27 protein-coding genes and 1 tRNA gene are annotated in these 23,912 nt (G+C 65.9%); 16 read left to right on the top strand and 12 right to left on the bottom strand.

Features of this window, described 5'->3' with window-relative positions:
- Window positions 1-1,653, top strand: a complete 1,653-nt coding sequence (locus V7Q53_RS09290) for an FAD-binding dehydrogenase (RefSeq protein ID WP_333828258.1) — start codon at window positions 1-3, stop codon at window positions 1,651-1,653.
- 110 nt (window positions 1,654-1,763) lie between these two features.
- Here the strand turns inward: V7Q53_RS09290 and V7Q53_RS09285 are convergent, their stop codons facing one another.
- Entirely contained in the window at window positions 1,764-2,486 is a 723-nt protein-coding gene (locus tag V7Q53_RS09285) for a rhomboid family intramembrane serine protease (RefSeq protein WP_333828257.1), read from the bottom strand.
- Between the two features lie 90 nt (window positions 2,487-2,576).
- Here V7Q53_RS09285 and trpS point away from each other — a divergent pair, with 90 nt between their 5' ends.
- The 3 genes from trpS (at window position 2,577) to V7Q53_RS09270 (ending at window position 5,102) form a co-directional block, all read left to right on the top strand.
- On the top strand, window positions 2,577-3,614 hold the full coding sequence (gene trpS / locus V7Q53_RS09280; protein ID WP_333828256.1) for a tryptophan--tRNA ligase: 1,038 nt from the start codon (window positions 2,577-2,579) through the stop codon (window positions 3,612-3,614).
- Window positions 3,615-3,757: 143 nt separating this feature from the next.
- Entirely contained in the window at window positions 3,758-4,981 is a 1,224-nt protein-coding gene (locus V7Q53_RS09275) for an MFS transporter (protein WP_333828255.1), read from the top strand.
- Between the two features lie 47 nt (window positions 4,982-5,028).
- Window positions 5,029-5,102, top strand: a tRNA-Cys gene (locus V7Q53_RS09270).
- A 19-nt stretch (window positions 5,103-5,121) separates the two neighbouring features.
- On the opposite strand, the gene V7Q53_RS09265 is transcribed toward V7Q53_RS09270, so the two are convergent.
- Window positions 5,122-5,865 (bottom strand): SDR family oxidoreductase, encoded by a 744-nt coding sequence (locus V7Q53_RS09265; protein WP_333828254.1) that lies wholly within the window; start codon window positions 5,863-5,865, stop codon window positions 5,122-5,124.
- 98 nt (window positions 5,866-5,963) lie between these two features.
- Between V7Q53_RS09265 and V7Q53_RS09260 the strand changes: the two genes are divergently transcribed.
- On the top strand, window positions 5,964-6,872 hold the full coding sequence (locus tag V7Q53_RS09260; RefSeq protein WP_333828253.1) for an AraC family transcriptional regulator: 909 nt from the start codon (window positions 5,964-5,966) through the stop codon (window positions 6,870-6,872).
- 50 nt (window positions 6,873-6,922) lie between these two features.
- Here the strand turns inward: V7Q53_RS09260 and V7Q53_RS09255 are convergent, their stop codons facing one another.
- From V7Q53_RS09255 to V7Q53_RS09245, 3 genes are all read right to left on the bottom strand, one after another.
- Window positions 6,923-7,384, bottom strand: a complete 462-nt coding sequence (locus V7Q53_RS09255) for a MarR family winged helix-turn-helix transcriptional regulator (protein WP_333828252.1) — start codon at window positions 7,382-7,384, stop codon at window positions 6,923-6,925.
- Between the two features lie 19 nt (window positions 7,385-7,403).
- Entirely contained in the window at window positions 7,404-8,654 is a 1,251-nt protein-coding gene (locus tag V7Q53_RS09250) for a serine hydrolase domain-containing protein (RefSeq protein ID WP_333828251.1), read from the bottom strand.
- A gap of 103 nt (window positions 8,655-8,757) precedes the next feature.
- Window positions 8,758-9,153, bottom strand: coding sequence for a VanZ family protein (locus V7Q53_RS09245; RefSeq protein WP_333828250.1), 396 nt, complete (start codon window positions 9,151-9,153; stop codon window positions 8,758-8,760).
- 378 nt (window positions 9,154-9,531) lie between these two features.
- On the opposite strand from V7Q53_RS09245, the gene V7Q53_RS09240 reads away from it, so the two are divergent.
- The 3 genes from V7Q53_RS09240 to V7Q53_RS09230 are packed head-to-tail and all read left to right on the top strand — an operon-like array spanning window position 9,532 to window position 10,743.
- Window positions 9,532-10,041, top strand: a complete 510-nt coding sequence (locus V7Q53_RS09240; RefSeq protein WP_333828249.1) for a hypothetical protein — start codon at window positions 9,532-9,534, stop codon at window positions 10,039-10,041.
- 44 nt (window positions 10,042-10,085) lie between these two features.
- The gene (rnk, locus tag V7Q53_RS09235; protein WP_333828248.1) at window positions 10,086-10,502 is read left to right on the top strand and encodes a nucleoside diphosphate kinase regulator; all 417 of its coding nucleotides are present in this window, start codon (window positions 10,086-10,088) and stop codon (window positions 10,500-10,502) included.
- Between the two features lie 46 nt (window positions 10,503-10,548).
- Window positions 10,549-10,743 carry a hypothetical protein gene (locus tag V7Q53_RS09230; protein ID WP_333828247.1) on the top strand — a complete coding sequence of 65 codons (195 nt, stop codon included), beginning with the start codon at window positions 10,549-10,551 and terminating at the stop codon, window positions 10,741-10,743.
- Window positions 10,744-10,940: 197 nt separating this feature from the next.
- On the opposite strand, the gene V7Q53_RS09225 is transcribed toward V7Q53_RS09230, so the two are convergent.
- The 5 genes from V7Q53_RS09225 to V7Q53_RS09205 form a co-directional block, all read right to left on the bottom strand.
- A complete protein-coding gene (locus tag V7Q53_RS09225) occupies window positions 10,941-11,147 on the bottom strand; it encodes a cold-shock protein (RefSeq protein WP_228662462.1) in 207 nt (68 codons plus the stop codon).
- 182 nt (window positions 11,148-11,329) lie between these two features.
- Entirely contained in the window at window positions 11,330-12,079 is a 750-nt protein-coding gene (locus tag V7Q53_RS09220; RefSeq protein WP_333828246.1) for an ABC transporter ATP-binding protein, read from the bottom strand.
- The gene (locus V7Q53_RS09215) at window positions 12,076-12,909 is read right to left on the bottom strand and encodes an ABC transporter ATP-binding protein (RefSeq protein WP_333828245.1); all 834 of its coding nucleotides are present in this window, start codon (window positions 12,907-12,909) and stop codon (window positions 12,076-12,078) included. The genes V7Q53_RS09220 and V7Q53_RS09215 overlap by 4 nt, the downstream gene beginning before the upstream one ends.
- On the bottom strand, window positions 12,906-13,814 hold the full coding sequence (locus tag V7Q53_RS09210; protein WP_333828274.1) for an ABC transporter permease: 909 nt from the start codon (window positions 13,812-13,814) through the stop codon (window positions 12,906-12,908). The genes V7Q53_RS09215 and V7Q53_RS09210 overlap by 4 nt, the downstream gene beginning before the upstream one ends.
- A 2-nt stretch (window positions 13,815-13,816) precedes the next feature.
- Window positions 13,817-14,785, bottom strand: coding sequence for an ABC transporter permease (locus V7Q53_RS09205; RefSeq protein ID WP_442954425.1), 969 nt, complete (start codon window positions 14,783-14,785; stop codon window positions 13,817-13,819).
- A gap of 229 nt (window positions 14,786-15,014) precedes the next feature.
- Between V7Q53_RS09205 and V7Q53_RS09200 the strand changes: the two genes are divergently transcribed.
- The 5 genes from V7Q53_RS09200 (at window position 15,015) to V7Q53_RS09180 (ending at window position 19,738) form a co-directional block, all read left to right on the top strand.
- Window positions 15,015-15,629: a helix-turn-helix domain-containing protein gene (locus V7Q53_RS09200; RefSeq protein ID WP_333828243.1), complete on the top strand. Its 615-nt coding sequence runs from the start codon at window positions 15,015-15,017 to the stop codon at window positions 15,627-15,629.
- 24 nt (window positions 15,630-15,653) lie between these two features.
- On the top strand, window positions 15,654-17,240 hold the full coding sequence (locus V7Q53_RS09195) for an ABC transporter substrate-binding protein (protein WP_333828242.1): 1,587 nt from the start codon (window positions 15,654-15,656) through the stop codon (window positions 17,238-17,240).
- A gap of 66 nt (window positions 17,241-17,306) precedes the next feature.
- A complete protein-coding gene (locus V7Q53_RS09190) occupies window positions 17,307-17,777 on the top strand; it encodes a GAF domain-containing protein (protein WP_333828241.1) in 471 nt (156 codons plus the stop codon).
- Window positions 17,774-18,868: a M24 family metallopeptidase gene (locus V7Q53_RS09185; protein ID WP_333828240.1), complete on the top strand. Its 1,095-nt coding sequence runs from the start codon at window positions 17,774-17,776 to the stop codon at window positions 18,866-18,868. Before V7Q53_RS09190 ends, V7Q53_RS09185 begins: the two co-directional genes overlap by 4 nt.
- Window positions 18,869-18,895: 27 nt before the next feature.
- A complete protein-coding gene (locus V7Q53_RS09180) occupies window positions 18,896-19,738 on the top strand; it encodes an FAS1-like dehydratase domain-containing protein (RefSeq protein ID WP_333828239.1) in 843 nt (280 codons plus the stop codon).
- A gap of 25 nt (window positions 19,739-19,763) precedes the next feature.
- Here V7Q53_RS09180 and V7Q53_RS09175 read toward each other — a convergent pair whose 3' ends face one another.
- The gene (locus tag V7Q53_RS09175) at window positions 19,764-20,753 is read right to left on the bottom strand and encodes an NAD-dependent epimerase/dehydratase family protein (RefSeq protein WP_333828238.1); all 990 of its coding nucleotides are present in this window, start codon (window positions 20,751-20,753) and stop codon (window positions 19,764-19,766) included.
- Window positions 20,754-20,853: 100 nt separating this feature from the next.
- Here V7Q53_RS09175 and V7Q53_RS09170 point away from each other — a divergent pair, with 100 nt between their 5' ends.
- From V7Q53_RS09170 to V7Q53_RS09160, 3 genes are all read left to right on the top strand, one after another.
- Window positions 20,854-21,114: a LysR family transcriptional regulator gene (locus tag V7Q53_RS09170; protein WP_333828237.1), complete on the top strand. Its 261-nt coding sequence runs from the start codon at window positions 20,854-20,856 to the stop codon at window positions 21,112-21,114.
- Between the two features lie 15 nt (window positions 21,115-21,129).
- The gene (locus V7Q53_RS09165) at window positions 21,130-21,729 is read left to right on the top strand and encodes a substrate binding domain-containing protein (RefSeq protein ID WP_333828273.1); all 600 of its coding nucleotides are present in this window, start codon (window positions 21,130-21,132) and stop codon (window positions 21,727-21,729) included.
- Window positions 21,730-21,800: 71 nt separating this feature from the next.
- Window positions 21,801-22,553: a hypothetical protein gene (locus V7Q53_RS09160; RefSeq protein ID WP_333828236.1), complete on the top strand. Its 753-nt coding sequence runs from the start codon at window positions 21,801-21,803 to the stop codon at window positions 22,551-22,553.
- 63 nt (window positions 22,554-22,616) lie between these two features.
- Here the strand turns inward: V7Q53_RS09160 and V7Q53_RS09155 are convergent, their stop codons facing one another.
- Complete coding sequence (locus V7Q53_RS09155; protein ID WP_333828235.1) at window positions 22,617-23,864, bottom strand: extracellular solute-binding protein; 1,248 nt, start codon at window positions 23,862-23,864, stop codon at window positions 22,617-22,619.
- Window positions 23,865-23,912: the final 48 nt, after the last annotated feature.

Raw genomic sequence — 23,912 nt, 5'->3', positions numbered from 1 at the left:
ATGGCGCGCACCGATGCCATCGTGGTGGGCGCAGGGCTGGCCGGGCTGGTCGCCGCCTGCGAACTGGCGGGGCGCGGCAAGAAGGTGCTGCTGCTGGATCAGGAGGGCGAACAGAACCTCGGCGGGCAGGCCTTCTGGTCGCTCGGCGGGCTGTTTATGGTGGACACGCCTGAACAACGCCGGTTGCGCATCCGCGACAGCCACGCGCTGGCGCTGTCAGACTGGATGGGTTCGGCGCAGTTCAGCCGCCCGCAGGATGACTGGCCCCGCCGCACCGCCGAGGCCTATCTGGATTTCGCTTCGGGCGAGATGCGGGCATGGCTGCACGGGCTGGGCATGCGCTGGTTCCCGGTGGTCGGCTGGGCCGAACGCGGCGGCGCACTGGCCGATGGTCACGGCAATTCGGTGCCGCGTTTTCACATCACATGGGGCACCGGGCCGGGGGTTCTGGCACCCTTCATCGCCCGCGCCCGCGCGCTCAACGATCAGGGCCTCCTGACCTTCGCCTTCCGCCACCGCGCCACCGAAATCGTGAAGCACGACGGGCGCGTCGCGGGCGTGGCGGGTGAGGTGCTGGCACCAACCGATACCTTGCGCGGCCAGCCCTCCAACCGTAGTGTCACCGGCCGGTTCGAGCATCACGCCGATGCGGTGATCGTCACCTCGGGCGGGATCGGCGGCGATCTGGAACGCGTGCGCCGCCAGTGGCCCACCGCCCGGCTTGGCCCCGCGCCCCGGCGCATGGTCGCGGGCGTGCCCGCCCATGTCGATGGCGCGATGATCGACACCACTGCCCGCGCCGGTGCCGCGCTGATCAATACCGACCGGATGTGGCATTACACCGAGGGGCTGCAAAACTGGAGCCCGGTCTGGCCCAACCACGGTATCCGCATCCTGCCCGGCCCCTCGTCGATGTGGTTTGATGCCACCGGCCAGCGGATGGAAGCCCCCTGCCTGCCCGGTTTCGATACGCTCGCCACCCTGAAGCGCATCCTTTCCACCGGGCATGATTACAGCTGGTTCATCCTGACACAGGCCATCATCCGCAAGGAATTCGCGCTCTCCGGCTCCGAACAGAACCCAGACCTGACAGACGGCGGCTGGCGCGAGGTCCTCGCCTCGCGCCTTGGCGGCGGCGGCAGGGCTCCGGCCCCGGTCGAAGCTTTCAAGGAACATGGCGCCGATTTCATCGTGGCCGATGATCTGGAAACACTGGTTGCCGGCATGAACCGCCTCGCCGACCACCCGCTGGACCCTGCCCATATCCGCGCCCAGATCGAGGCGCGCGATGCGCAACTGGACAACCCCTTCGCCAAGGACGCCCAGATCCTCGCCCTGCGCCAGACCCGCGCCTATCTGGGCGACCGGCTGATCCGTACCGCAAAACCCCACCGCCTGCTCGACCCCGCACAAGGCCCGCTGATCGCGGTCAAACTGCATATCCTTACCCGGAAAACATTGGGCGGCATCCACACCAACCTTGACGGCGCGGTGCTGGACGCAGCAGACCAACCCCTCGACGGCCTCTTCGCCGCCGGTGAATGCGCGGGCTTCGGCGGTGGCGGCTATCACGGCCACAACGCGCTCGAAGGCACCTTCCTCGGCGGCTGCCTGTTCTCGGGCCGCAACGCAGGCCGCGCCGCCCTGCACTGAACACGCGCGCCTCATTTTCTGTCTGAAAATATCCTGCGGGGGTGAGGCGCGCAGCGCCGAGGGGGCGCAGCGCCGAGGGGGCGCAAAGCCCCCTCACCCGGCCGCCATATTCACCGGTGCCTGAGCCGTGCGCGTACCTGCGCCCAACCGCCCGGCCCCACCAGCGCCGCCAGCGCAAAGCCAAAACCAAAGGCGGCGATTTCGGCGACCCAGCCCTGCCCGGTCTCCGCCAGCAGGCCAAAGCCCAGCCGCGCCGCCAGCAGAACACCGATCAGCGCGAACGCCCGCCGCCGCCCCGCCGCATCCCCGGCACTTTGCCAACGCCACCATGTCAGCGCGCCCACCAGCCCGAAGACCATCGGCATCCCGCCCAGCAGCCAGCCCTGCGCGTCGTCGCCCACTGCCAGCCCGAACACCACCGCGCCCAGCATCGGCGGCAAGGCCAGCACCACCAGAAACGCGCGCGCGCCAAAGGCCTCGGCCACATATTTGCCCAGCGCCGCCACCAGCACCACCACGAAAAAGGCATGCAGCGGCCCGGCATGGATCAGCCCGAAAGCCGGATAGCGCCACAGATGCGACACCGGGTAGCGCGCGGTTTCCAGCATCCAGCCCTGCACCGCGCTGGAAAACCCGAACCGCTCGATCGCCGCCAGCCGCCAGCCGAGTGCCTGCGGCCCGCCGATCAGCCCGGCCCCCCCGGCCCAGAGCACCAGCTCAACCCCGGCCATCACCGCGCTCACCAGCCAGACGGCACCGGGCAGCGGGTTGAGCGGTGAGGCGTTCAGATCGTGCAACCCGTCAGGCGTGTTCTCTTGGTCTCGGTCCTGCATCGTTCTCTCCGTGGCGCGCGGCCTTGGTTGACGCCCCGCCAAGCGAGCGATAAGCGACATCACACCAGTTTTCCACTACGGAGTGACGGCATGACCGGCGCAGCCCCCGCTTCCCAGTTCCAGCCCCGCATCTTTTCGGGCATCCAGCCCTCGGGCGGGCTGACGCTTGGCAATTATCTGGGCGCTCTCAAGCGTTTCGTCGAGAAGCAGGATGAGGGGGTGGAAACCATCTATTGCCTCGTCGACATGCACGCCATCACCGTCTGGCAGGACCCTGCCAAGCTGCGCCACGCCACCCGCGAAATGGCGGCAGGCTTCATCGCGGCGGGGATCAACCCTGAACGCTCGATCCTGTTCAACCAGAGCCAGGTTTCGGCCCATGCCGAGCTGGCCTGGATCTTCAACTGCGTCGCGCGGATGGGCTGGATGAACCGCATGACCCAGTTCAAGGACAAGGCCGGCAAGGACAAGGAGGCCGCGTCCCTGGGCCTTTACGCCTATCCCGCGCTGATGGCTGCCGACATTCTGGTCTATCACGCCACCCATGTCCCGGTGGGTGAGGACCAGCGCCAGCATCTTGAGCTGACGCGCGACATCGCCACCAAGTTCAACCATGATTACGGGACCGATTTCTTCCCCATCACCGAGCCGGTGATCGAGGGTGCTGCGGCGCGGGTCATGAGCCTGCGCGACGGCACCAAGAAGATGTCGAAATCTGACCCCTCGGACCAGTCGCGCATCAACCTGACCGATGACACCGACACCATCGCCCAGAAGATCCGCAAGGCAAAAACCGATGCCGAGCCGCTGCCTGAGCTGCTGGAAGGCCTTGATGCCCGCCCTGAGGCGCGCAATCTGGTGAATATCTATGCCGCCCTCGACAACCGCAGCCCGCAAGAGGTGCTGAGCGAATTCGCAGGGCAGGGTTTTGGTGCGTTCAAACCGAAACTGGCCGATCTGGCGGTGGCCTCGCTTTCGCCGATCTCGACGCGGATGCAGGAGCTGATGCAGGACGTGTCCGAGATTGACCGCATTCTGGGGGCGGGTGCTGAGCGCGCCGAGGCCATCGCCACGCCGATTCTGGACCGCTGTTTCGAGATTGTGGGCATGGTACGCGCGCGCCGCTGATCCGGCACGCAGGGTTTTTCGCGGGGTTTTCACGGGCTCCGGTGGCAGGGCTGAAAGCGCGCCACCCGCCCGGGCGGTACGCTTCGCTTAACCTGTGCACTTTCACGCTGGGCAAGCGCCACGCCGCGCCCTAACCTCGCGCCATGACCGATTCACTCGACAGTCGCACCTCCTGGACCCGGCTTGGCATTTCGCTGAGCATTGCCACGATCGGCAATGTCGGCAACTGGTCCATCGTGCTGATCATGCCCGCCGTTCAGACCGAGTTCGGCATCGGCCGCGCCGATGCGGCGCTGCCCTATACGCTGACCATGCTGGGCTTTGCGCTGGGCAACCTGCTGATCGGCCGCGCGGTGGATCGCTATGGCATCAGCGCGGCGCTGATCGGTGCGGCGCTGGCCTCTGGCATCGGGTTTCTGCTGGCCGCCCTCAGCCCCACGGTACTGACACTGGCACTGGCGCAGTTCATCATCGGGCTGGGCGCGGCGGCCTGTTTCGGGCCGCTGATCGCCGATATCTCGCTGTGGTTCCGGCGGCGGCGGGGCATTGCGGTGGCGATCACCGCCAGCGGCAACTACCTGTCCGGTGCAATCTGGCCGATGCTGCTGTCGCCTGCGCTGGCCGGGCAGGGCTGGCGCGTGGTCTATACCGCGCTGGCGCTGGTGCTGGTGGTGACGATGGTGCCGCTGGCGCTGTTGCTACGCCGCCGTCTGGCCGCCACCAGCATGACCGTTGAGGCGCAGAAATCCCCTTTCGCACCCCGCGCCGTCCCGTGGTCGCCGCGCGCATTGATGTGGCTTCTGGCACTGGCAGGGCTGGGCTGCTGCGTGGCCATGTCGATGCCACAGGTGCATATCGTGGCATTCTGCGTTGATCTGGGCTACGGGCCCGCCGTGGGGGCCGAAATGCTGGCGCTCATGCTGATGGGTGGCGTGGTCTCGCGCGTGGTGTCCGGCCTGCTGGCCGACAAGCTGGGCGGGGTGGTGACCCTGCTGATCGGCTCGTCGCTTCAGGCGATGGCGCTGTTTCTGTACCTGCCGTTCGACGGGCTTGCCTCGCTCTACATCGTCAGCATGGTCTTTGGCCTTGCGCAGGGCGGCATCGTACCCGCCTATGCCATCATCGTGCGCGAATACATGCCCGCGCGTGAGGCTGGCGCGCGGGTGGGCTTTGTCATCATGGCCACCATTCTGGGCATGGCACTGGGCGGCTGGATGTCTGGCTGGATCTATGACCTGACGGGTTCTTACCGGCTGGCCTTCATCAACGGCATCGTCTGGAACGGCCTGAACATCGCCATCCTGCTGATGATCCTGCTGCGAAGCCGCCCCGCGGGCACAGCGCCACCGCACCCCGCGCGGGCATGATCCGCTCTTGACGAAAGCAGCGTAAGAACCTAGACGCATCTGCGCGAGGCGGGTTGGCGGAGAGGTTACGCAGCGGATTGCAAATCCGTGAAGACCGGTTCGATTCCGGTACCCGCCTCCAGTTTCCTCCACCGCCTGTTTCACGCGATCCGTGCCAGCGCCACGGCATCCGCGCCTGCCGGGTAGTGCAGCCGGTCTGACCCGTCGGTTGCCGCCCGCCACACGGCCTCGGCCACGTCGCTTTCCCGCGTCGTCAGGGGCGGGTTGGCGAAGGCTGCAAAGACCGGGCCCGCGTAACCGGCATAGGCTTCGGGGATCAGGTCCGTCACCGGAATGTCGGTGTTCGCGGCAAAGCGCGTCGTCGGCGCATAGCCCGGCTCCACCAACTTCGCCTGCACCCCGAACGCGCCCAGTTCATGCGCCAGCGACCCGGTGAACCCTGCGATGGCCTGTTTGCTGGCGGTATAGGCGGCGGCCAGCGGATGCGGGGCCAGCGTTACGCTGGAGGTGACGTTCACAATCACCCCCGCCCGGCGCGCCCGCATCCGCGGGATCACCGCCTGCACCATCGCCATCACGCCAAAGGTGTTGGTCTCGAACACCTTGCGGATATGCGCCATCGGCGTCGCCTCGAACGCGCCGACCACACCGATGCCGGCATTGTTCACCAGCACATCGATCTGCCCCGCCGCCACGATCAGCGCCTCGATGCTTTCAGGGCGGGTGACATCCAGCGGCAGGATGCGGAGGCGGTCGGACTGTGGCAGCAGGCCTTCGCGCGGGGTGCGCATGGTGGCGATGACGTTCCACCCCTGCGCGTGGAAATGGCGGGCGGTTTCCAGCCCGTAGCCGGATGAGGTGCCGGTGATGAGGACGCTTTTCATGTCAGTCTCCTGTGTTTGATGTTGACCTGACGGAGATAGCAGGCATGATCAGGACTATCTTCGATCAGTAATCCTGTTTTCATTTGCATAAGTCCTGAATGACCGATCCATTGACACAGGTGATCCGGCTTTTGCGGCCCCGCGCCGTTTTCTCGAAAGGGATCAGTGGCGCCGGGGCATGGGCCGTGCGCTATGCCGCGTTCGGCCATCCGGGCTTTTGCGCCGTGACCGAGGGACGCTGCCGGTTGGCGGTGGAGGGGGAGGCGCCGGTCATTCTGGAGGAGGGGGATTTTGTGTTGCTGCCCGCAACACCGGCCTTCACCATGTCCGGCCTCACCCCCGCACCGCCGCTCCGGATCGACCCCGCAACGGCACTGTTACCCGGGCAGGAGATCCGCCATGGCCGCAAGGAGGGGCCGCCCGATGTGCGCCAGTTCGGCGGCTGGTTCACCTTTGATGCGCCCGATGCGGGCCTGCTGGTGTCGCTGCTGCCCCGGATGATCCATATCCGCGCCGTGCCCCGGCTGGCGCAACTGGTGCAGCTGCTGGGCGACGAAGCGGCGCGCGACGAGATGGGGCGCGCACTTATTCTGGAGCGGCTGGTGGATATCCTGCTGATCGAAGCGCTGCGCGCGGCCCCGGCAACGCGGGCACAGCCGGGCCTGTTGCACGGGCTGGCCGACCCGAGGATCGCCGCCGCCCTGCGCGGGATGCATGGCGCAATTGAACAGGACTGGACGATTCCCAGACTGGCAGAGGTGGCGGGAATGTCGCGCTCAGCCTTCTTTGCCCGGTTCGCCCGCACGGTCGGCCTGCGACCGATGGAATACCTGCTGGGCTGGCGGATGGCCGTGGCGAAGAGCCTGCTGCGCGGTGGTGGCCTGACGCTTGATGAGGTGGCGAGGCGGGTTGGTTATGGTTCTGCCAGCACCTTCAGCACCGCCTTCAGCCGCCATGTGGGAACGGCGCCGGGGCGCTTCGCAAGGCAGGTTGAAGCGGCGGGGTAAGCTGGCGGCGCCATGGGTGCGGCTACGAGGCATGCGGCAGGAAAAGCCGGTCAGCCCGGCCTGGCATTGCCCCGCAAGGCGGCGGCGTCGAGCGCGGCGTGAAGGGTTGCGGCGGTATCGGCCCCCATCGCCCGGATGACCTCGTCATGCGCGCGCTGCCAGTAGGGAAGCGCCCCGGCCAGCCGTGCCTTGCCGGCCCCGGTCAACCGGACGACACACACACGCCGGTCGGTTTCACTGCGGCCTGTTACGACCAGCCCCCCGCTTTCCAGCGCGCGCAGATTGCGGGTCAGCGTGGATATCTCAAGCGCGAGGATATCGGCAAGCTGGCCCATCGGCTGCGCCCCGTCCTTCCCCAGCGCGATGGTGCTCATCAATGTGACCTGCGTGGCCTGCAACCCCGTCGGGCGCAAGGCCTCATCATAGGCGCGGGTGATCGCCCGGGCCGTGCGCCGGGCCCGGAAACACAGGCATTCCGCCGCCATGACCCGCGCCGCATCAAGGTGATCCATCATGACTCCTGCCGTAGTGTCATCGCGCATCAAAGGCCGCGTTGATGAAACTCTCGGCAAAGGCGGCATCATCCGGGGCCGTCATCATGCGCTGGGTGAAGAGGGCGGCGACGGTGTCGGTGGCCGGATCGCACCAGAAGGCGGTGCCAAACCCGCCCCACCAGCCAAACCGGCCGCGCGCGTTTTCCGGGGCGGTGCGCAGCGCCACGCCCAGACCCCAGCCATGTGTTTCCCAGAAATCCGGCGGAAACCAGGGCGAGGCCGCTTTCTGGGCGGGTGTGATCTGGTCGCGCAGCATCTCGTCCACAAGCTCTGCCGACAGGAGCCGCTGGTTCCCGGCCATGCCCCCGGCGAGCAGAAACCGCCCGAAAGCCAGAAAGTCATCCACGGTTGAAACATGCCCGCTGCCGCCCGCCTCAAAGACCGGGCTTTGTGCAAAGCTATCGCCTGAGGCGGAGTTCCAGTGCGCCAGCGCGCCGGTCTCGGCATCGGGCGAATACTGGGTTGCGAGGCGGTCGGCAGGGCCGGAAAACCCGGTATCCGCCATGCCAAGCGGAGCAAAGAGGCGCCTGCGCTGGAATTCCGCCAGCGACATGCCACTGGCCCGCGCCACCAGAACGCCCGCCACATCCAGCCCGGTGTGATAGAGCCATGCTTCGCCCGGCTGATGGGCCAGCGGCAAGGTGCCCAGCGCGGCCATGAAGGTATCGACATCCTCGCCGTAAATCCTTGGCCCCGGCGCAACGCCAAGTTCCTGCATCCGTCTGGCCAGTGGCACATCGGCAAAGACAACGCCCAGACCCATGCGCAGGCTCAGCAGGTCCCGCAGGGTGATGGCGCGGGTGGCGGGCGCGGTGTCATCCAGTGCGCCGTCCATCTGACGAAGCACGCGGGGCGCGGCCAGTTCCGGCAGCCAGCGATCAACCGGGTCATCCAGCCCCAGAACCCCGTCTTCGACCAGCATCAGCGCCGAAACGGCGGTCAGGGGCTTGCCGATGGAGGCCACCGCGAACAGCGTGTCGCGCCGCATAGGTGCCCCGCTCTCCAGATCGCGCTGGCCTGCTATATGGGTCCAGACATCCGGCCCGCGCGCGATCAGTGCCACAAGCCCCGGCACCCGGCCTGAACTGACGGCCTGATCCAGTGCGCTGCGCAGTTCGTCATAAGGGCTGGCCGACACCGTATCACTCCAACCAAGAACCAGCGGCAAAGCGGCAGCCCCGGTCAGAGCCGCGCGCCGTGTCAGACCCTGCATTTCCTTCTGGCACATCACACCCCCCGTCACGGAATCGCTATCGGGATCAGCATATGCGAAATTACTTGTATCTACAAGTTTATGGGCAAGCGTCAGTTCCGAGGGTCGTCACCGCTCTTCAGCCCTTTGCATCCCCCGCCCCGGCCTCTTCGGATGACCAATAGCGCCGGTACCATTTGCCGGACTGCGCCCCCAGTGTCGCACCCGTGATTGCGCCTAGGATATCGGCAAGGAAATCTGCCCATTCTGCCTGGCGCCCGAAATATGGCTGGATCAGCTCGATCATCCCGCCATAGGCAATCACGCCCAGCGCCACCGGCAAAGCCAGTCTTGACCGCGCGAAGGAGAGCGGAAAGGCCAGAGCGGCGAATGCAAGGGCATGGTGCAGCTTGTCAGAGCCGGGAACATCCTGACTGCTGACAGGGGCCAGTGTCAGCACCGCAATCACGATGCCCAGAAAAAGCGTCAATGCCACGCCGATGAACTGAGCGCGATATCTGGTCAGAAATGCCACAGGTTCCGCCTTTTGTCAGGTGCAGCCCGCATTGCGCTGGTTGTGCAGGGCATGTCAATTCACAGGCACGGTATTACCGGCAGTTTCGCGCCGCCGCGGGTTGGTGGGCGCGAACGCCCAACCTGTGCCATAAGGGCGACAGGCTGACGAAATTACCGCTTTTCGGGCGGTCAGATTGACTCCTTGCGCCCTGCTGCCTATCTCCTCCCGCATGGTGATGTTGTTTCCTCTTATCAGGGTCCGGACACGGTCCGATGCCCTGCTGACGCGCTCTCTGCCCCGGGCAGAGGCGGTCACCTGCTGACGCCTCCACCCGGGGTAACATTTCTCTGAGAACCAAGGTCAGCCGGACGGGCATCTGCCCGTCGAGGAGTCATCATGCATTATCACCCCGATACCCTGCACCCGGGCGGTGCCGGGCACATTGCGCAGGTTGACCGCCCGGCGCGGCGCGATGCCGATATCGACACCTTGCGCCCGTTGCGTGCCCTGCTCAGCCCGGGCGACTATTGGCAGATGCAGGCGCATCGCCGCCGGTGCGAGGAGCTGGGCGGCGCCGGATTCCTGCGCCTCGCCCGCCTGATTCGCGCAAAGTCAGCCGATGCGCAGATCATCCCCGCCGATGAACTGCGCCCCGGCACGGTCACCGGCGCGGCCCGCATCAGCTTTGCAACCGGTCGCCAGCGGCCCATGACCTGCACGCTTTACCACTGGGATTACCCGGCGCGCGGGCGTGGTCTGCCCGTGGGCTCGTTCCTTGGTATCACGCTGATCGGCATGTCAGCCGGTCAGTGCGCGCCGCTGATCAGTGGCGACGGCGTGAGGGGCGAGGTGCAGGTGCTTGCCGTCCATACGCAGGCCGCATCTGGCCGCGCTCACTGCGCCTGACCCCCGAAACCGGGTCGAAATTCACATTCTTGTTGGAGGCTGTCATGTCCCGTTCCCTTCGCCGCGCCCGCGCGGTCATCGACTCAACCCTGATCGAGCGGCTGGAATCGCTTGCGGGCGCCGCCGTCGCGCGCCTGCCTGAGGTTGCCTATCCGCTGGTCAACAAACTGACCTCGGCCAAACTGGTCCCTCCGGCGCGGCTGCCCGCCGATGTCATTACCATCGGCAGCGTGCTGAGCTACCGCGACGAGCAGACCGGGCGCACCCAGCAGGTGACGCTGGCATGGCCTGAGCAGGCCGATATCAGCCGTGGGATCGTCTCGGTCCTGACGCCGGTCGGCGTGGCGTTGCTGGGTCTGTCTGAAGGCGACCGTTTCCGCTGGACCACCCGCGCAGGCGAAGAGCGCGCGATGACCGTGCTGGCGGTGGCCGCCGGGCGCGCGACCGTGGCCGGGGCATAAGCACCGGCCATCGGCACCCAACGACCATAGCAGAAGGAACGCCGCGATGTTTCGCCGGTTCATCCCGCCCGTTTGCGCCGGTTGTGGCGCGCTGATACCCCGCGCGGCAGCGGGGCGCTGCCCGGCCTGCCGGAAGGATTTCACCTCCGCCGTTTCAACGGGCGGGATTGCCCCGCGCCACCCCGCGATGCGCGAGAAAGAGCGCATCGCCGCGCCACGCGACCCGAAGCGGTTGCCATGAGAGGGATTCGCGCGAATGCGCAGCGGCACCCCGGCCTGCGCATAATGCAGGCGTTGGCCCGCAGGGCCGGGACGTTCCGGCCCTGAAATCTTGCCGACCGGAAAGGCTGAAAATCAGTCCTCACGGGGCACAAAACGGAAAACGGGGGTGACTTGCGTCACCCCCGTTTCAATATCTGCTCTTGCCGAACCTGAGGTTCAGGCGAGGGCGAGGTTCGTTGCCGATTCGCGGCCGTTACGATCGCTTTCGAGATCGAAGGTCACTGCCTGGCCGTCATCGAGCTGGCGAATGCCGGCGCGCTCAAGAGCGGTAACGTGAACGAACACGTCTTTCGAGCCATGAGCGGGAGCGATGAAGCCGAAGCCTTTAGTTGCGTTGAACCATTTCACGGTGCCATTAGCCATCGTGATGTCTCCTTTTATAAATGCCACCCACATGATCGCGATGGCCCGGCTCAGTGTCGTCAGAGTCGCAACTGAGGCCGTTAGGAGACAGAAGGTCGAACGAAGATGCTTTGCCTGACCTAGATACCCTTTAGCGCCTTCATATGCAAGTGCCTTTCTGGATTAGTTTTTCCGGCGCCCTTTCAGCACCCCTGCTGTGCGGGCTCACTCACAACGCTGCGCGCCACAAGCTCGCGGCCATAGTCGCTTTGCAACCGGCCCGCGCGCAGCTCTGACGCCTCGGTCACCTCTTCCAGTTCGCCCTGACGCAGAACGCCCAGCCGGTCGCACAGAAACGAGACAATCGGCAGATCATGCGTCACCAGCAGATAGGTCAGCCCGCGCTCTTCGCGCAGATCGGCCAGCAGGTTGAGGATCTCCGCCTGAACCGAGACATCCAGCGCCGAGGTCGGCTCATCCAGCAGCAGCACCTCCGGCTCCAGCATCAGCGCGCGCGCAATCGCCACCCGCTGGCGCTGCCCGCCGGACAGCTGGTGCGGCAGACGGAACCGGAAGCGACGTGACAGGCCCACGGCATCCAGCATCGCCAGAACCTTGGCGTCATGGCCCTTGATCCGGTGTACCGCCAGCGGCTCGCTGAGCGTATCATCAACTGAACGGCGCGGATGGAGTGAGCCGTAGGGGTCCTGAAACACCATCTGCACGCGGCGCACAAAGGCCGCATCGCGCCGCCTGCCGAGGCTGTCGCCGCCGATGCGGATGGTGCCGGTCCATTCCGGTGCCTGCCCGGCAATCGCCTTCAGGATCGTCGATTTGCCTGATCCGCTTTCACCCACCAGCGCAAAGCTTTCGCCCTGCGCCACCGCAAAGCTGACGCCATGCACCACGGGAGTGCCGCCAAAGCTGACGGTCAGGTTCTCAATACCGATCATGTGCCCGCCCCGATCGCCGCGCGGTCCAGCACCGGCAGCCGCCTGCGTGTCTCATTCAGCCGGGGCACCGAGGCCAGCAACCCGCGCGTATAAGGGTGCGTCGCCTCATGCAGCTTTCCGGCGGCGCATTCTTCGACCACCTTTCCGGCATACATCACCAGAATCCGGTCACACCAGCGCGCCACCATATCAAGGTCATGCGAAATCAGGATCAGCCCCATCCCCCGCCTGCGCACCAGATCATCCAGAATTTCCAGCACCGTCGCCCGCACCGACACATCCAGCGCCGAGGTCGGCTCATCCGCGATCATCAGGTCAGGCTCCAGCACCACCATCATGGCGATCATCACCCGCTGGCCCATCCCGCCCGACACCTCATGCGGGAACAGCCGGTAAACGCGTTCCGGGTCATTGATGCGCACAGCCTCCAGCACCTCAAGCACCGCCTGCTTGCGGGCACGGGCGGGCATGCGGCGGTGGAACTGCAACGCCTCGCCGATCTGCTCACCGATGCGGATCACCGGATTGAGGCTGAACTTGGGGTCTTGCATCACCATCGACATCCGCGCACCGCGCAGCTTGCGCAGCTCACGCTCAGGCATGCCGCGCAGGTCGATCCCGTCGAATTCCAGCCGGTCTGCCGTCACCTTTCCCGGCGGGGCAATCAGCCCCATCAGCGCGCGGCCGGTCATCGACTTGCCCGAGCCCGATTCGCCCACAATCCCCAGCCGCTCACGCCCCAGATCAAAGGTCAGGCCCTTGACCACTTCCACCTCACCCTGCTCGGTGGGAAAGCGGACGCGCAGGTTTTCAACATGCAGAAGGCTCATGATTTCACCTTGCCTTTCGGGTCCAGCACATCGCGCAGACCGTCGCCGAACAGGCAGAAGCCCAGCGAGACGATGACGATGGCAAAGCCCGGCATGGTGGCGACCCACCATTGATCCAGAATGAACGCCCGCCCGCGCGAGATCATCGCGCCCCATTCCGGCAGCGGCGGCTGCGCGCCGAGGCCGAGAAAGCCGAGGCCCGCAGCAGTCAGGATGATGCCCGCCATATCCAGCGTCACCCGCACGATGGTCGAGGACAGGCAGAGCGGAATCACATGCCGCCAGATCACCCGCGCGTGGCTGGCGCCCTGCATCTGCACGGCGGAAATGAACTCGGCAGTGCGGAAGGTCAGGGTTTCGGCGCGCGCGATGCGGGCATAGACCGGCCATGCGGTAATGGCGATGGCAATCACCGCGTTTTCAATCCCCGGGCCAAGGGCGGCGACAAAGGCCAACGCCATGATCAGCCGGGGCATCGACAGGAAGATATCGGTCAGGCCCATCAGCACCCGGTCCACCCAGCCACCGAAATAGCCCGAAACCGCACCGACAATCAGGCCCAGCGGCGCCGAGATCACCGCCACCAAGAGCACGATATACAGCGTGATCCGCGCGCCATGGATCACCCGGCTGAGGATATCGCGGCCCAGCTCATCGGTGCCCATCCAGTGCAGCGAGGACGGCGGTTGCAGGCGGTTTTGCAGGCTGCCCTGCAAGGGCGAATAGGGCGCGATCCACGGCGCGAAAGCGGCCACCACCAGCAGCGCCACAATGATCGCCAGCCCCACCATCGCCAGCGGGTTGCGCATCAGCGCGCGCACCAGCCGGTAGAATTGCCCCAGCCTTGCCTGCGCGCGGGTTTCGGGATCCTCGCTCAGCAGCCAGTCGCGGGAAAGGAATGCCATGTTCATGCGCGCGCCCTCGGGTCCAGCAGCCGGTAAAGCAGGTCGGACCCCTTGTTGATGGTGATGAACACCGCGCCGATGACCAGCGTCGCGCCCAGAACCGCGTTCATGTCCGCGTTCAGCAGCGCCGTCGTCAGATAATTGCCGATACCGGGCCATGAGAACACGGTTTCAATCATGACCGAGCCCTCCAGCAGGCCCGCGTAAGAAAGCCCGATCACGGTAATCAGCTGCACCCGAATGGGCCGGAATGCATGCCGCCAGATGATCACCCATTCCGGCGCGCCTTTGACGCGGGCGGTGGTGATGTATTCCTGCCCCAGTTGCTCCAACATGAAACTGCGGGTCATGCGGGCGATATAGGCGAGGCTGAAAAAGCCCAGAATGGTCGCGGGCAGCACGATATGCGAAAAGGCCGAGCGGAAGGCGCGCATGTCACCGGCGATCAGGCTGTCGATCAGCAACAGCCCCGTGCGCACCGGCACCATGCCATCCATGAAGATATCAATCCGCCCCGGCCCGCCCACCAGCCGGAACTTGGCGTAAAAGATCACCAGCCCCACCAGACCCAGCCAGAAGGCCGGGATCGCATAGCCCGCCAGCGCCAGAACCCGGATGATCTGGTCAATCCACGAGCCCTGACGCGCGGCGGCGATCACCCCCATCGGCACACCGATCACCACACCGATGATGATGCCAAAGGTCGCCATCTCCAGCGTTGCCGGGAACACCCGCGCCAGATCTTCGGCCACCGGGCGCCCGGTGCTGACAGAGCGGCCCAGATTACCCTGCACCACATCGCCGACATAGCGCAGGAACTGCACCACAAGGGGGTCATCGACCCCCATCGCCAGCCGCGCGGCATCATAGGTCGCGCGCGAGGCGCGGTCACCGACGACGGAAAGCACCGGGTCAATGGGCACAACGCGGCCAATCACGAAGGTGATGGCGAGAAGGCCCAGGAAGGTCATCGTGATGATCAGCACAAACCACACCAGCGGCGCGGCGCGGGTGGCGAGGGGTCCGAACAGGCGGGGGGCCTGGGCCATGCAACTCTCCTCAACAGAACGGACGGCAAGGGCCGCCGGGCGGCGGTCAGCCGGTGGATGACGAGGGTGTAACAAAAAAACTTTGACGGATCAAAATTTTTTTACTAGCGTCAAAAAAGAGCGAACAACGCCCGCCCGTGAAAGGATTCCCATGTCTGCACCGTTACGACAGAGCGATGCCTCGGCCAGTCAGGCCCAGGCGCCGCAGTTCGGTGGCCGCATCCGGGAATTGCGGCGCAAGGCCGGGTTGACGCTTCAGGCCCTGGCCGATGAGGCGGGCATCTCGGTGGGATTTCTCAGTCAGGTTGAGCGCAACAAGGCCACGCCGTCGCTGGGCACACTCGCCAGCCTTGCCGCCGCGCTGGGGGTTGAGATCAACTGGTTCATCGCCACCCCCCAGCCCGCCGATGCCGTCACCCGCGCTGGGGAGCGCGCGCGCTTTTCGCTCGCCGACAGCTCGCTGGCCTACGAGCGGCTGGATACGCGCCTGCCCGGTGGCTCGCTCTCATCGCTGATCATCCATATCCCCGCAGGCTATGCCTCCGAGGTGACGCGCCACACCGGCGAAGAGATGATTTATGTGCTCGAAGGCCGCATCCGCCAGACGCTGGGCGATGCGGTGATCCTGCTCAACCCCGGCGATTCGTTCCATTTCATGGGCGATACGCCGCATTCATTCGCCAATGACGGCGATGGCCCGGCCCGGCTTTTGTGGACCGGCACCTCAATGCGCCTGTTCGGCAGCACCCCACCCGAGAACGCCTGAAAAACCAACGACAGGAGAGGCTATATGAAACTCATCAGAACCACCCTTGCCGCCAGCCTGCTGGCCCTCGCCACAGCCCCGGCGCTGGCCGCGACACCTGACAATGCACTGGTCGTTGCGCAGAACATTGATGACATCGTCACCATCGACCCGGCGACGGCCTATGAGTTCAGCTCGGGCGAGTATGTCACCAACACCTATGACCAGCTTGTGCAGTATGACGCGGTTGATACCGAAATCCTCGCACCCGGCCTTGCAACCGAGTGGGACGTTGACGCCGAGAACCGCACCATCACCTTCACCCTGCGCGATGGCGTGACCTTCCATTCCGGCAACCCGCTGCGCGCCGAGGATGTGGTGGGCAGCTGGCGCCGCGTCGTGGTGATGGACCGCGCGCCTGCCTTCATTCTGGGCAATCTGGGCTGGACGGCTGACAATTTTGACGAGATGGTCAGCGCCGACGGCAACACCGTCACCATCCGCTGGGCCGGTGACTTCGCGCCGTCCTTCGTGCTGAACGTGCTGGCCTCGCGCCCCGCGTCGGTGGTCGACATGGAAACCGTCATGGCCAATGAGGTCGATGGCGACATGGGCCATGACTGGCTCAACCAGAACAGCGCGGGCACCGGCCCCTTCCGGCTTCGCACCTTCCGCCCCGGCGAAGTGCTGATGCTGGATGCCAACCCGGACTATTTCGCCGGTGCGCCCGCGATGGAGCAGATCCTGATCCGCCATGTCGCCGAGGCATCGACCCAGCGCCTGCTGCTGGAATCGGGCGATGTGGACATGGCCAAGAACTTGACGCCGGATCAGGTTTCGGGGCTTGAGGGCAATGATGCGGTGCGCGTTGAAACCTTCCCGCAGGCCGCCGTGCACTGGGTCTCGTTCAACCAGAATACCGAGAGCCTGACCAACCCGGCCATCTGGGAAGCGGCGCGCTATCTGGTGGATTACGAGGGGATGGCGAACAGCTTCCTCAACGGTCAGATGCAGGTGCATCAGGCCTTCTGGCCCGCCGGTTTCCCCGGCGCGCTGACCGACACGCCCTTCACCTATGACCCTGAGCGCGCGCGCCAGATCCTGGAAGAGGGCGGGGTGGAACTGCCCGTCACCGTCACGCTGGATGTGATCAACGCCAACCCGTTCAACGACATGGCGCAGTCGCTGCAACAGACCTTTGCCGAGGCCGGGATCAACTTTGAAATCATGCCCGGCACCGGCGCGCAGGTGATCACCCGCTACCGCGCCCGCACCCATCAGGCGATGCTGCTCTACTGGGGCCCGGATTTCATGGACCCGCATTCGAACGCCAAGGCATTCGCCTATAACGCCGACAACTCGGATGATGCCTATGTCTCCACCACGACATGGCGCAACGCATGGATGCCGCCTGCGGAAATCAACGAGCTGACGATGGCCGCGCTCTCTGAGCAGGACGCCGACCGTCGCCTCGAGATGTATCTGGAACTGCAGCGCGAAATGCAGGCGGAGGCACCCTTCGTGATCATGTTTCAGGCCGTCAAACAGGTGGCGATGGCCGATAACGTGACCGGCTTTGTCAACGGCTCCAACTCAGACTTCGTGTATTACCGTCTGGTCGAAAAGAACTGATCAGCCCTTGCGGGTGGCGGCACTGCGCCGCCGCCTGCTGCAATGCCCTCTGCCCAAAGAAAAGCCATGACCCTGAACAACCCGGATGCGGTTTTTGCCGCCCTTCACGCCGCCGCGCAGGAAAGCTGCGGTGCGCGCCTCTTTACCGTCACCGTGCTTGACCGCGCGGCGGGGCTGGCGCGGCGCGCCTATACCTCGCACCCTGATGAATATCCGACCTCGGGCACCAAACCGATGCGCGCCGACGCATGGAGCGGGCAGGTCATCCGCGACGGGAAAAGCTTTGTGGCCAATTCCACGCCCGAATTTGCCATCTATTTCTCAGACCATGCGCTGATCAACGCGCTTGGCTGCGAATCGGCGCTGAACATGCCGGTGGCCGATGACGATGGCTGGGTCGTCGGCACCGTGAACATTCTTGACGCGGCAGGCCATTTCACCCCTGAGCGTGTGGCCAGGCTGGAGGCGCTGGTCGCCACCCACCGCGCCACGCTTCTGGCCGCACTGGCCGCTGTCCCCATGGAGCCCCCGGCATGACAAAGACCGATCCCGCCGCCCGCCTCAGACGCCTGCAACAGCAGATGAAAGCCACCGGAACCGAGCTTCTGGCACTGGCGCCCGGCGCGCATATGCACTGGCTTCTGGGCTTCGCGCCCCATCCGGATGAGCGCCTTTGCCTGCTGCTGGTGGGGCATGAGAAGGCCGCTTGGGTGATGCCCGCGCTCAACGCCACCGATGCGCGCCAGCACACCGACCTGCCGTTCCACGAATGGGCGGATGCCACCGGCCCGGCGCAGGCGCTGGCCGAAACGCTGGCCGATATCTGCCCCGCGCCGCGCAGACTGTCGCTGGATGAGACCATGCGCGCCGATCACGCGCTGATGCTGCTGGATGCCCTGCCCGGTGCGGCGCACAGCCTTGCGGGTGCTGAAGTGGGCGCGCTGCGGCTGATCAAGGATGCCGGGGAATGCGAAGCGCTGGCCGAAAACGCCCGCATCGCTGACGAGGCACAGAAAGCCGTGCGCGCAGCACTGCGCCCGGGCGTGACCGAGACCGAGATGGTTCAGGTCGCGCGCGACGCCTTTGCCGCCCATGGGGCGCGCTGTGAATTCGGCATCGTGGCCTTTGGTCCGAACAGCGCCTTCCCCCATCATCACAGCGGCCCGCGCACTCTGGCGCCGGGCGATGTGGTGCTGGTCGATATCGGCGGGCGCAAGGGTGCGCATTATTCCGACATCACCCGCATGGCGGCTTACGGCCACGCGCCTGAGGGTTATGATGACGTGCATGCCGTGGTCGAGTCCGCCGTGGTCGCCGCTCTTGCTGCCGTCCGCCCCGGGGTGCCCGCCCACGCCGTCGACGACGCGGCGCGCGGGGTCATCGAGCAGGCAGGCTATGGCGCGTTCTTTACCCATCGCACCGGCCATGGCATCGGAACCGAGGTGCATGAGCCGCCCTATATGACCTCGGCCAACACCGATCTGCTTGAGGAAGGCATGGTCTTTACCATCGAGCCGGGGATCTATCTGCCCGGTCGCTTCGGCATCCGCCTTGAGGAAGTCGCCATTGTCACCGCCGATGGTGCGCGTATTCTCTCTGGCCTGTCACGGGCGCTGCACATCGCCTGACTGCGGCATTCTGAGGGGGGAGCGGAAATGACGCTTGATGTTGAGCATCTGAAAAGCTGGATCGGGGCTGCGCGCGAAAGCGAAGATGAGATCAGCCCGCGTCTGGCCAACTCCCTTGCCGCCGTTCTGGATGAACCCGTCACCCTGCAACCGGGCGACCCCGCCCCCGCCGGCGTCCACTGGTGCCTGTCGCCCGAGATTGCGCCGATGCAGCGCCTTGGCCCGGACGGCCACCCCGCGCGGGGTGATTTTCTGCCGCCGGTGCCCCTGCCCCGGCGGATGTGGGCGGGGGGTGAGCTGGCTTTTCACGGCGATTTCCGGGTGGGCGATCTGGTGCGCCGCCACTCGCGCGTCGCGGATGTGTCAGTGAAGGAGGGGCGCACCGGCACGCTGTGTTTCGTGGAAGTGCGCCACGACTATCACAGCCCGCGCGGCCTTGCGCTGAGCGAGCGCCACGACATCGTCTATCGCGGTATCGACGCACCGCCGGGCGCCACACCAGACCCTGCGGCGCAGCCGGTGCCCGATGCGCGCCTGACGATTGATGCAACGCCGGTGCTGCTGATGCGCTATTCCGCTGCGACCTTCAACGGCCACCGCATCCATTATGACCGGGAGTATTGCCGCAGCGAAGAGCACTATCCCGGGCTGATCGTTCACGGCCCGCTACAGGCAACCTACCTGCTGCGGATGGCGGGTATGATGATGAACCGCCCCCTGCCCGCCCGCTTCACCTTTCGCGGCACCGCGCCCTTGTTTGACGGCGGCACGTTCAGCGTGAACGGGTGCCACGCCAGTGACACTGCGCAGGCCGATCTGTGGATCGCCGATGCCCGGGGCGTGGTGACGATGCGCGCCTCGGCAGCCTGACGGGCCGTTAAGGCGCGCGCCGCACTCATTGAGCCAGCGCCGCGCGCTGAACCGCTGACCCCTCAAGGCACCCCAGAGCCGCGAGCGCGTTGCGCACCGCCTGATCAAGCGGCGTTGCGGGCTCCTCGCCCAGAAGGGCGCGCAGGCGGCTGTTGTCCAGCTTCATCGGGTGGCGCCAGTAGGGGGCGATTTCAGCGGCCTCGCGGGCGAACCCGCCGAACGGCGCCGCCAGCGCGAACAGCCACCAGGGCAGCGCATGGACCGGCAGCTTCCGCCCGGCGGCCCGGCGCAGCGCTGCAATCATCTGCCCGCCATCCGCATCATAATGCCCCTCAAACTGCACAACCTCGAAAGGCCGCAGGTCCGCGCGCCGGTCGATCAGGCGGGCGAAAGCCTCGGCAAGGTCAGGCAGATAGGCCCAGCTGTGCCCCGGCCCGCGCGAGGGGTTGATGATGCGCCTGAGCGGCTTGCCGGGTGCCACCATCGCCTGCGAAAACCAGCTTGAGCGGGCGCCGGGCCCAAAGAAATCTCCGGCCCGCAGGATGAGCGCGGGCACCTCCGGGGCGGCGTCGCGCAGCCGCTGCTCAAGCGCCACGCGGATCAGCCCTTTGCGGCTTTTGGGGTGCTGCGGGCTGTCTTCGGTGATGCAGGGGGTTTTCGCCGGGTCGAAATTGTAGATCGTGCCGGGCAGGACAACCAGCGCCCCGCCCGCCGCCCGCGCCGCGGCAATCGTATTGTCGATCATCGGCAGCACCAGACCCGCCCAGTTGCGATAGCCCGGCGGGTTCACCGCATGAACGATCACGCCAACCCCTTCGGCGGCGCGCAGCACATCCCCGCGCACCATCGCATCACCCTGCCGCCAGTCCACCCCGGCAGGGCCGGTGCGGCGCGCGTTTTGCGTGTCGCGCGCCAGCCCGCGAACCCGCCAGCCCCGTGCAAGCAGCGCCGCCGCAATACTGCCGCCGACCCCGCCGGTTGCCCCCAGCACAAGCGCGATTTGTTGACCCTGCATTCACCCGTCCCCTTCCTGATCCATGTTGATGCAGGCAGAATGCCGCGCCTGAGCCTGAAAAGGAATTGCAAGAAATCCGACAGGTGCTAGTAAGAAAGTTATGAGCAACCCTCCGGCATGGGACGATCAGCGCATCTTTCTGGCGGTCCTTGAACAGGGCAGCCTGTCTGCTGCCGCCCGCCATCTTGGCCTGTCGCATCCGACCGTGCGCGCCCGGATCGAAGGGCTGGAGGCACGGCTGGGAACGGTGCTTTTCACCCGCTCCGGCAGCGGTCTGACTCCCACCCCCACCGCCGAGGCCCTGCGCGAACCCGCCCGCGCCACGGCCATGGCGGCAGACCGCTTCGTGCGCGCAGCCTAAGCCCCCGCTGATGCGCTGGCGGGAACGGTGCGGCTGAGCGTGCCTGACTTCATGGGCATCGAGGTGATCCCCGCGATGCTGGCGCGCCTGCAACGCGCGCATCCGCAGATCAGCATCGAGATGGTGCTCAGCAACGCCCCCGCCAACCTGCTGGCGCAGGAAGTCGATGTGGCGGTGCGCACGATCACCCCGCAGCAGGAGGCGTTGGTGGCGCGCAAGGTCGCCACGATCCCGCTGGGGTTCTTCGCCTCGCCCGACTATCTGGCGCGGCGCGGCCATCCTGCCAGCATTGCCGCACTCGACACGCATGATTTCATCGGCCCTGACCGGCAGCGCGGCGATCTGGCGCTGGTGGAAAGCCTGAACCTGCGCGGCCGCATTGTGCTGCGCACCGACAGCCACCCCGCGATGCTTTCTGCTGCGCGCGCGGGTCTGGGGATTGCCGTTGCGCAGGTGCCGGTGGCCAGCGCCGATCCGCGGCTGGCGCGTGTGCTGCCCGGCATCGTGCTTGCCCATCTCGATACATGGCTGGTGACGCATGAGAATCTGGCGCGCGTGCCCCGGGTCCGTGCCGTGCTTGACGCGCTCGCCGCCGCTTTCCGCGAGATGGTTTGACGCAGATCATTCGGTCTGTAGGGCCTCAGTGTCAGGCTGCGCCGTGTTCTGACGGGCAAAGGAGCGGCCGTATGGTCAGCATTGTCACAGTGACCGACGCATCTGTCGATGCCACGGGCTTTTTCTGCAAGATGAGCGCGCGCAAGTCGGAGGCTTGGCAGGCCAAGCGGGCATGGCTGCGCGCGCGCTTCACCGAGGGTTTGCAGCTGCGCCTGCTGGGGGATGGCGAGCGCGGCTTTGTCGAGTTCATACCCGGCCGCTACGCATGGCGCGGCATTGAGGGGGCTGAGGATTTTGTCGTCATCCATTGCCTGTGGGTCGTCGGCAAAAGCAAGGGAAACGGCTATTCCGGCCTGCTGCTGGACGAGGTTGAGGGCTGGGCAAAGCAGAACGGCTATCGCGGTGTCGCGGCATTGACGAGCACTGGCAACTGGCTGATCGCCCCCGGCGTTCTGGAGCGGCGGGGCTATGTGCCCGTCGATCATGCCCCGCCGGGGTTTGCCCTGATGCTGCGGGCCTTCGCCCCCGGCCCCACGCCGCGCCTGTGTCAGGGATGGGAGGAAAAGGCGCGCGCGCTTGGCCCCGGGCTGAATGTGCTGCGTTCGGCGCAATGCCCCTATCTGGCCGATGCGGCTGAAAACGCCCGCAGCGCCGCTCAGAAACTGGGCCTGCCCTTTTCTGACCGGGTGATCGAAAGCGCCGATGCGCTGCGCGGCCTCGCGCCCTCGCCCTATGGGGTTTTTGCACTGGTGCTGGACGGAAAGCTGATTTCCAGCACCTACCTGCTGGAAAAGGACATTGTGAAAATCATCCGGGGCCGTTGAGGCGTTCAGAGGGGGCCGCCCGGCACCGGGCCAAGCCCGTGCCGCGCGGCCCTTTTGCTGTCGTCAGTTCATGCCCAGCCGGGCGCGCAGCGTATCCGCCAGTTCCGACACCGTCGCTTCGACATCGGCCCCGTCCGCCACTTCAACCATGGCAGCGGCGATCAGGTCGGTGACGGCGACCCCTTCGGCGCCCGGAAAAGCATACCAGGGGCCGGCATAGGCGGCGACCTGCGCATGGGCGACGCGGGCATTCTCATTCTCGGCGTAATAGGCGCCCAGATAGGCGTCATCTTCGATCACCAGCGCATTGGCAGGCGCGTAGCCGGTGTTTTCGACGATGATGCGCTGCCCTTCAGGCCCGGTGACGAAGGCGATGTATTCCCAGGCGGCCTGCTGCACCGCCGGATCATCCGCCAGCATGACAATGGCCGAGCCGCCGGTGGGGAAATATACGGTGGAGGGGTCTTCGGCCACAACGGGAAGGGGCCGCACCACCACCTCGAACCCATCGCCCGCCCCTTCGGTGAAGCGGGTCAGCAGGGCCGAGCTGTCGAACATGATACCCAGTGTCCCCGCGGGGAATGCCTGTCGGGCGTCATTCTCTGACATGGATGACATCCCGGCCTCCTCTGCAAAGCGGCGGTAGAGACCCGCCGCCGCAAAGCCCGCCGCGTCATCAAAAGCGATGTCGCTTTCATCCGGCGTCATGGGGCGCCCGCCATGCGAACCCAGCAGCGACTGGAATCGCCAGTCATGACGCGCGATCCAGACCCCCTCGGTATTGCCGCCAAGCGCGTCAATATCGGCGGCCAGCGCGATGATGCCATCAAAGGTGGTCGGGAAATCCTCCATCGAGCCGCCCGCCTGCTCAACCAGATACGGGTTGACATACATCACCAGTGTCGAGCCTGAGGTGCCAAGCGCCCACTGGGTGTCTTCAAACCGGCCAAGTGACAGAAGCGCGGGTGTATAGCCCGCCGCGCCGGGGTCTTCGGGCAGGAACGGGTCCAGCGGCTGAAGGACGCCGCGATCTTCCAGGACGCGCCAGAGATTCAGGCCGACATAGGCAAGGTCCGGCGCCGTGCCCGCGATCCCTTCGCGCAGCAGGCGTTGCACGCCCTCTTCATACCCTTCGGCCGGGCCGTCGAGGACCACCCGGATATCGGGATGCGCTGCCATGAATTCCTGGGCAAGCAGTTGCTGGGTCTGCGCCCAGATGGTCGGAATGGCGTAGTGAACGCGGATTTCGGTCTGCGCTGCCGCGGCACTTGCGGCAAAGCCGAGAGCGGCGGACAAAAGTAGATGTTTCATGGATGACCTCTGGATAGGAGTTTGGCTGCGTGGGGGAGTGCGGCGGGC

Origin of the sequence: Pararhodobacter sp. (genome assembly GCF_036802785.1) — a bacterium.
In the GTDB taxonomy this organism is placed as follows: Bacteria; Pseudomonadota; Alphaproteobacteria; order Rhodobacterales; family Rhodobacteraceae; genus Pararhodobacter.
The sequence above is the reverse complement of the archived record's forward strand: the minus strand, read 5'-3'. Positions and strand labels throughout refer to the sequence as shown.

What these genes read in the sequence shown, in the direction of transcription:
- V7Q53_RS09200 (WP_333828243.1), top strand. Translation starts at nt 15,015, where the DNA reads ATGTCTGCACCGTTACGACAGAGCGATGCCTCGGCCAGTCAGGCCCAG.
- V7Q53_RS09155 (WP_333828235.1), bottom strand. Translation starts at nt 23,864, where the DNA reads ATGAAACATCTACTTTTGTCCGCCGCTCTCGGCTTTGCCGCAAGTGCC.
- V7Q53_RS09160 (WP_333828236.1), top strand. Translation starts at nt 21,801, where the DNA reads ATGGTCAGCATTGTCACAGTGACCGACGCATCTGTCGATGCCACGGGC.
- V7Q53_RS09170 (WP_333828237.1), top strand. Translation starts at nt 20,854, where the DNA reads ATGAGCAACCCTCCGGCATGGGACGATCAGCGCATCTTTCTGGCGGTC.
- V7Q53_RS09265 (WP_333828254.1), bottom strand. Translation starts at nt 5,865, where the DNA reads ATGAAAAGCGTCCTCATCACCGGCACCTCATCCGGCTACGGGCTGGAA.
- V7Q53_RS09250 (WP_333828251.1), bottom strand. Translation starts at nt 8,654, where the DNA reads ATGTGCCAGAAGGAAATGCAGGGTCTGACACGGCGCGCGGCTCTGACC.
- V7Q53_RS09175 (WP_333828238.1), bottom strand. Translation starts at nt 20,753, where the DNA reads ATGCAGGGTCAACAAATCGCGCTTGTGCTGGGGGCAACCGGCGGGGTC.
- V7Q53_RS09275 (WP_333828255.1), top strand. Translation starts at nt 3,758, where the DNA reads ATGACCGATTCACTCGACAGTCGCACCTCCTGGACCCGGCTTGGCATT.
- V7Q53_RS09185 (WP_333828240.1), top strand. Translation starts at nt 17,774, where the DNA reads ATGACAAAGACCGATCCCGCCGCCCGCCTCAGACGCCTGCAACAGCAG.
- trpS (WP_333828256.1), top strand. Translation starts at nt 2,577, where the DNA reads ATGACCGGCGCAGCCCCCGCTTCCCAGTTCCAGCCCCGCATCTTTTCG.
- V7Q53_RS09285 (WP_333828257.1), bottom strand. Translation starts at nt 2,486, where the DNA reads ATGCAGGACCGAGACCAAGAGAACACGCCTGACGGGTTGCACGATCTG.
- V7Q53_RS09215 (WP_333828245.1), bottom strand. Translation starts at nt 12,909, where the DNA reads ATGAGCCTTCTGCATGTTGAAAACCTGCGCGTCCGCTTTCCCACCGAG.
- V7Q53_RS09230 (WP_333828247.1), top strand. Translation starts at nt 10,549, where the DNA reads ATGTTTCGCCGGTTCATCCCGCCCGTTTGCGCCGGTTGTGGCGCGCTG.
- V7Q53_RS09240 (WP_333828249.1), top strand. Translation starts at nt 9,532, where the DNA reads ATGCATTATCACCCCGATACCCTGCACCCGGGCGGTGCCGGGCACATT.
- V7Q53_RS09210 (WP_333828274.1), bottom strand. Translation starts at nt 13,814, where the DNA reads ATGGCATTCCTTTCCCGCGACTGGCTGCTGAGCGAGGATCCCGAAACC.
- V7Q53_RS09255 (WP_333828252.1), bottom strand. Translation starts at nt 7,384, where the DNA reads ATGGATCACCTTGATGCGGCGCGGGTCATGGCGGCGGAATGCCTGTGT.
- V7Q53_RS09290 (WP_333828258.1), top strand. Translation starts at nt 1, where the DNA reads ATGGCGCGCACCGATGCCATCGTGGTGGGCGCAGGGCTGGCCGGGCTG.
- V7Q53_RS09195 (WP_333828242.1), top strand. Translation starts at nt 15,654, where the DNA reads ATGAAACTCATCAGAACCACCCTTGCCGCCAGCCTGCTGGCCCTCGCC.
- V7Q53_RS09260 (WP_333828253.1), top strand. Translation starts at nt 5,964, where the DNA reads ATGACCGATCCATTGACACAGGTGATCCGGCTTTTGCGGCCCCGCGCC.
- rnk (WP_333828248.1), top strand. Translation starts at nt 10,086, where the DNA reads ATGTCCCGTTCCCTTCGCCGCGCCCGCGCGGTCATCGACTCAACCCTG.
- V7Q53_RS09180 (WP_333828239.1), top strand. Translation starts at nt 18,896, where the DNA reads ATGACGCTTGATGTTGAGCATCTGAAAAGCTGGATCGGGGCTGCGCGC.
- V7Q53_RS09190 (WP_333828241.1), top strand. Translation starts at nt 17,307, where the DNA reads ATGACCCTGAACAACCCGGATGCGGTTTTTGCCGCCCTTCACGCCGCC.
- V7Q53_RS09220 (WP_333828246.1), bottom strand. Translation starts at nt 12,079, where the DNA reads ATGATCGGTATTGAGAACCTGACCGTCAGCTTTGGCGGCACTCCCGTG.
- V7Q53_RS09225 (WP_228662462.1), bottom strand. Translation starts at nt 11,147, where the DNA reads ATGGCTAATGGCACCGTGAAATGGTTCAACGCAACTAAAGGCTTCGGC.
- V7Q53_RS09205 (WP_442954425.1), bottom strand. Translation starts at nt 14,785, where the DNA reads ATGACCTTCCTGGGCCTTCTCGCCATCACCTTCGTGATTGGCCGCGTT.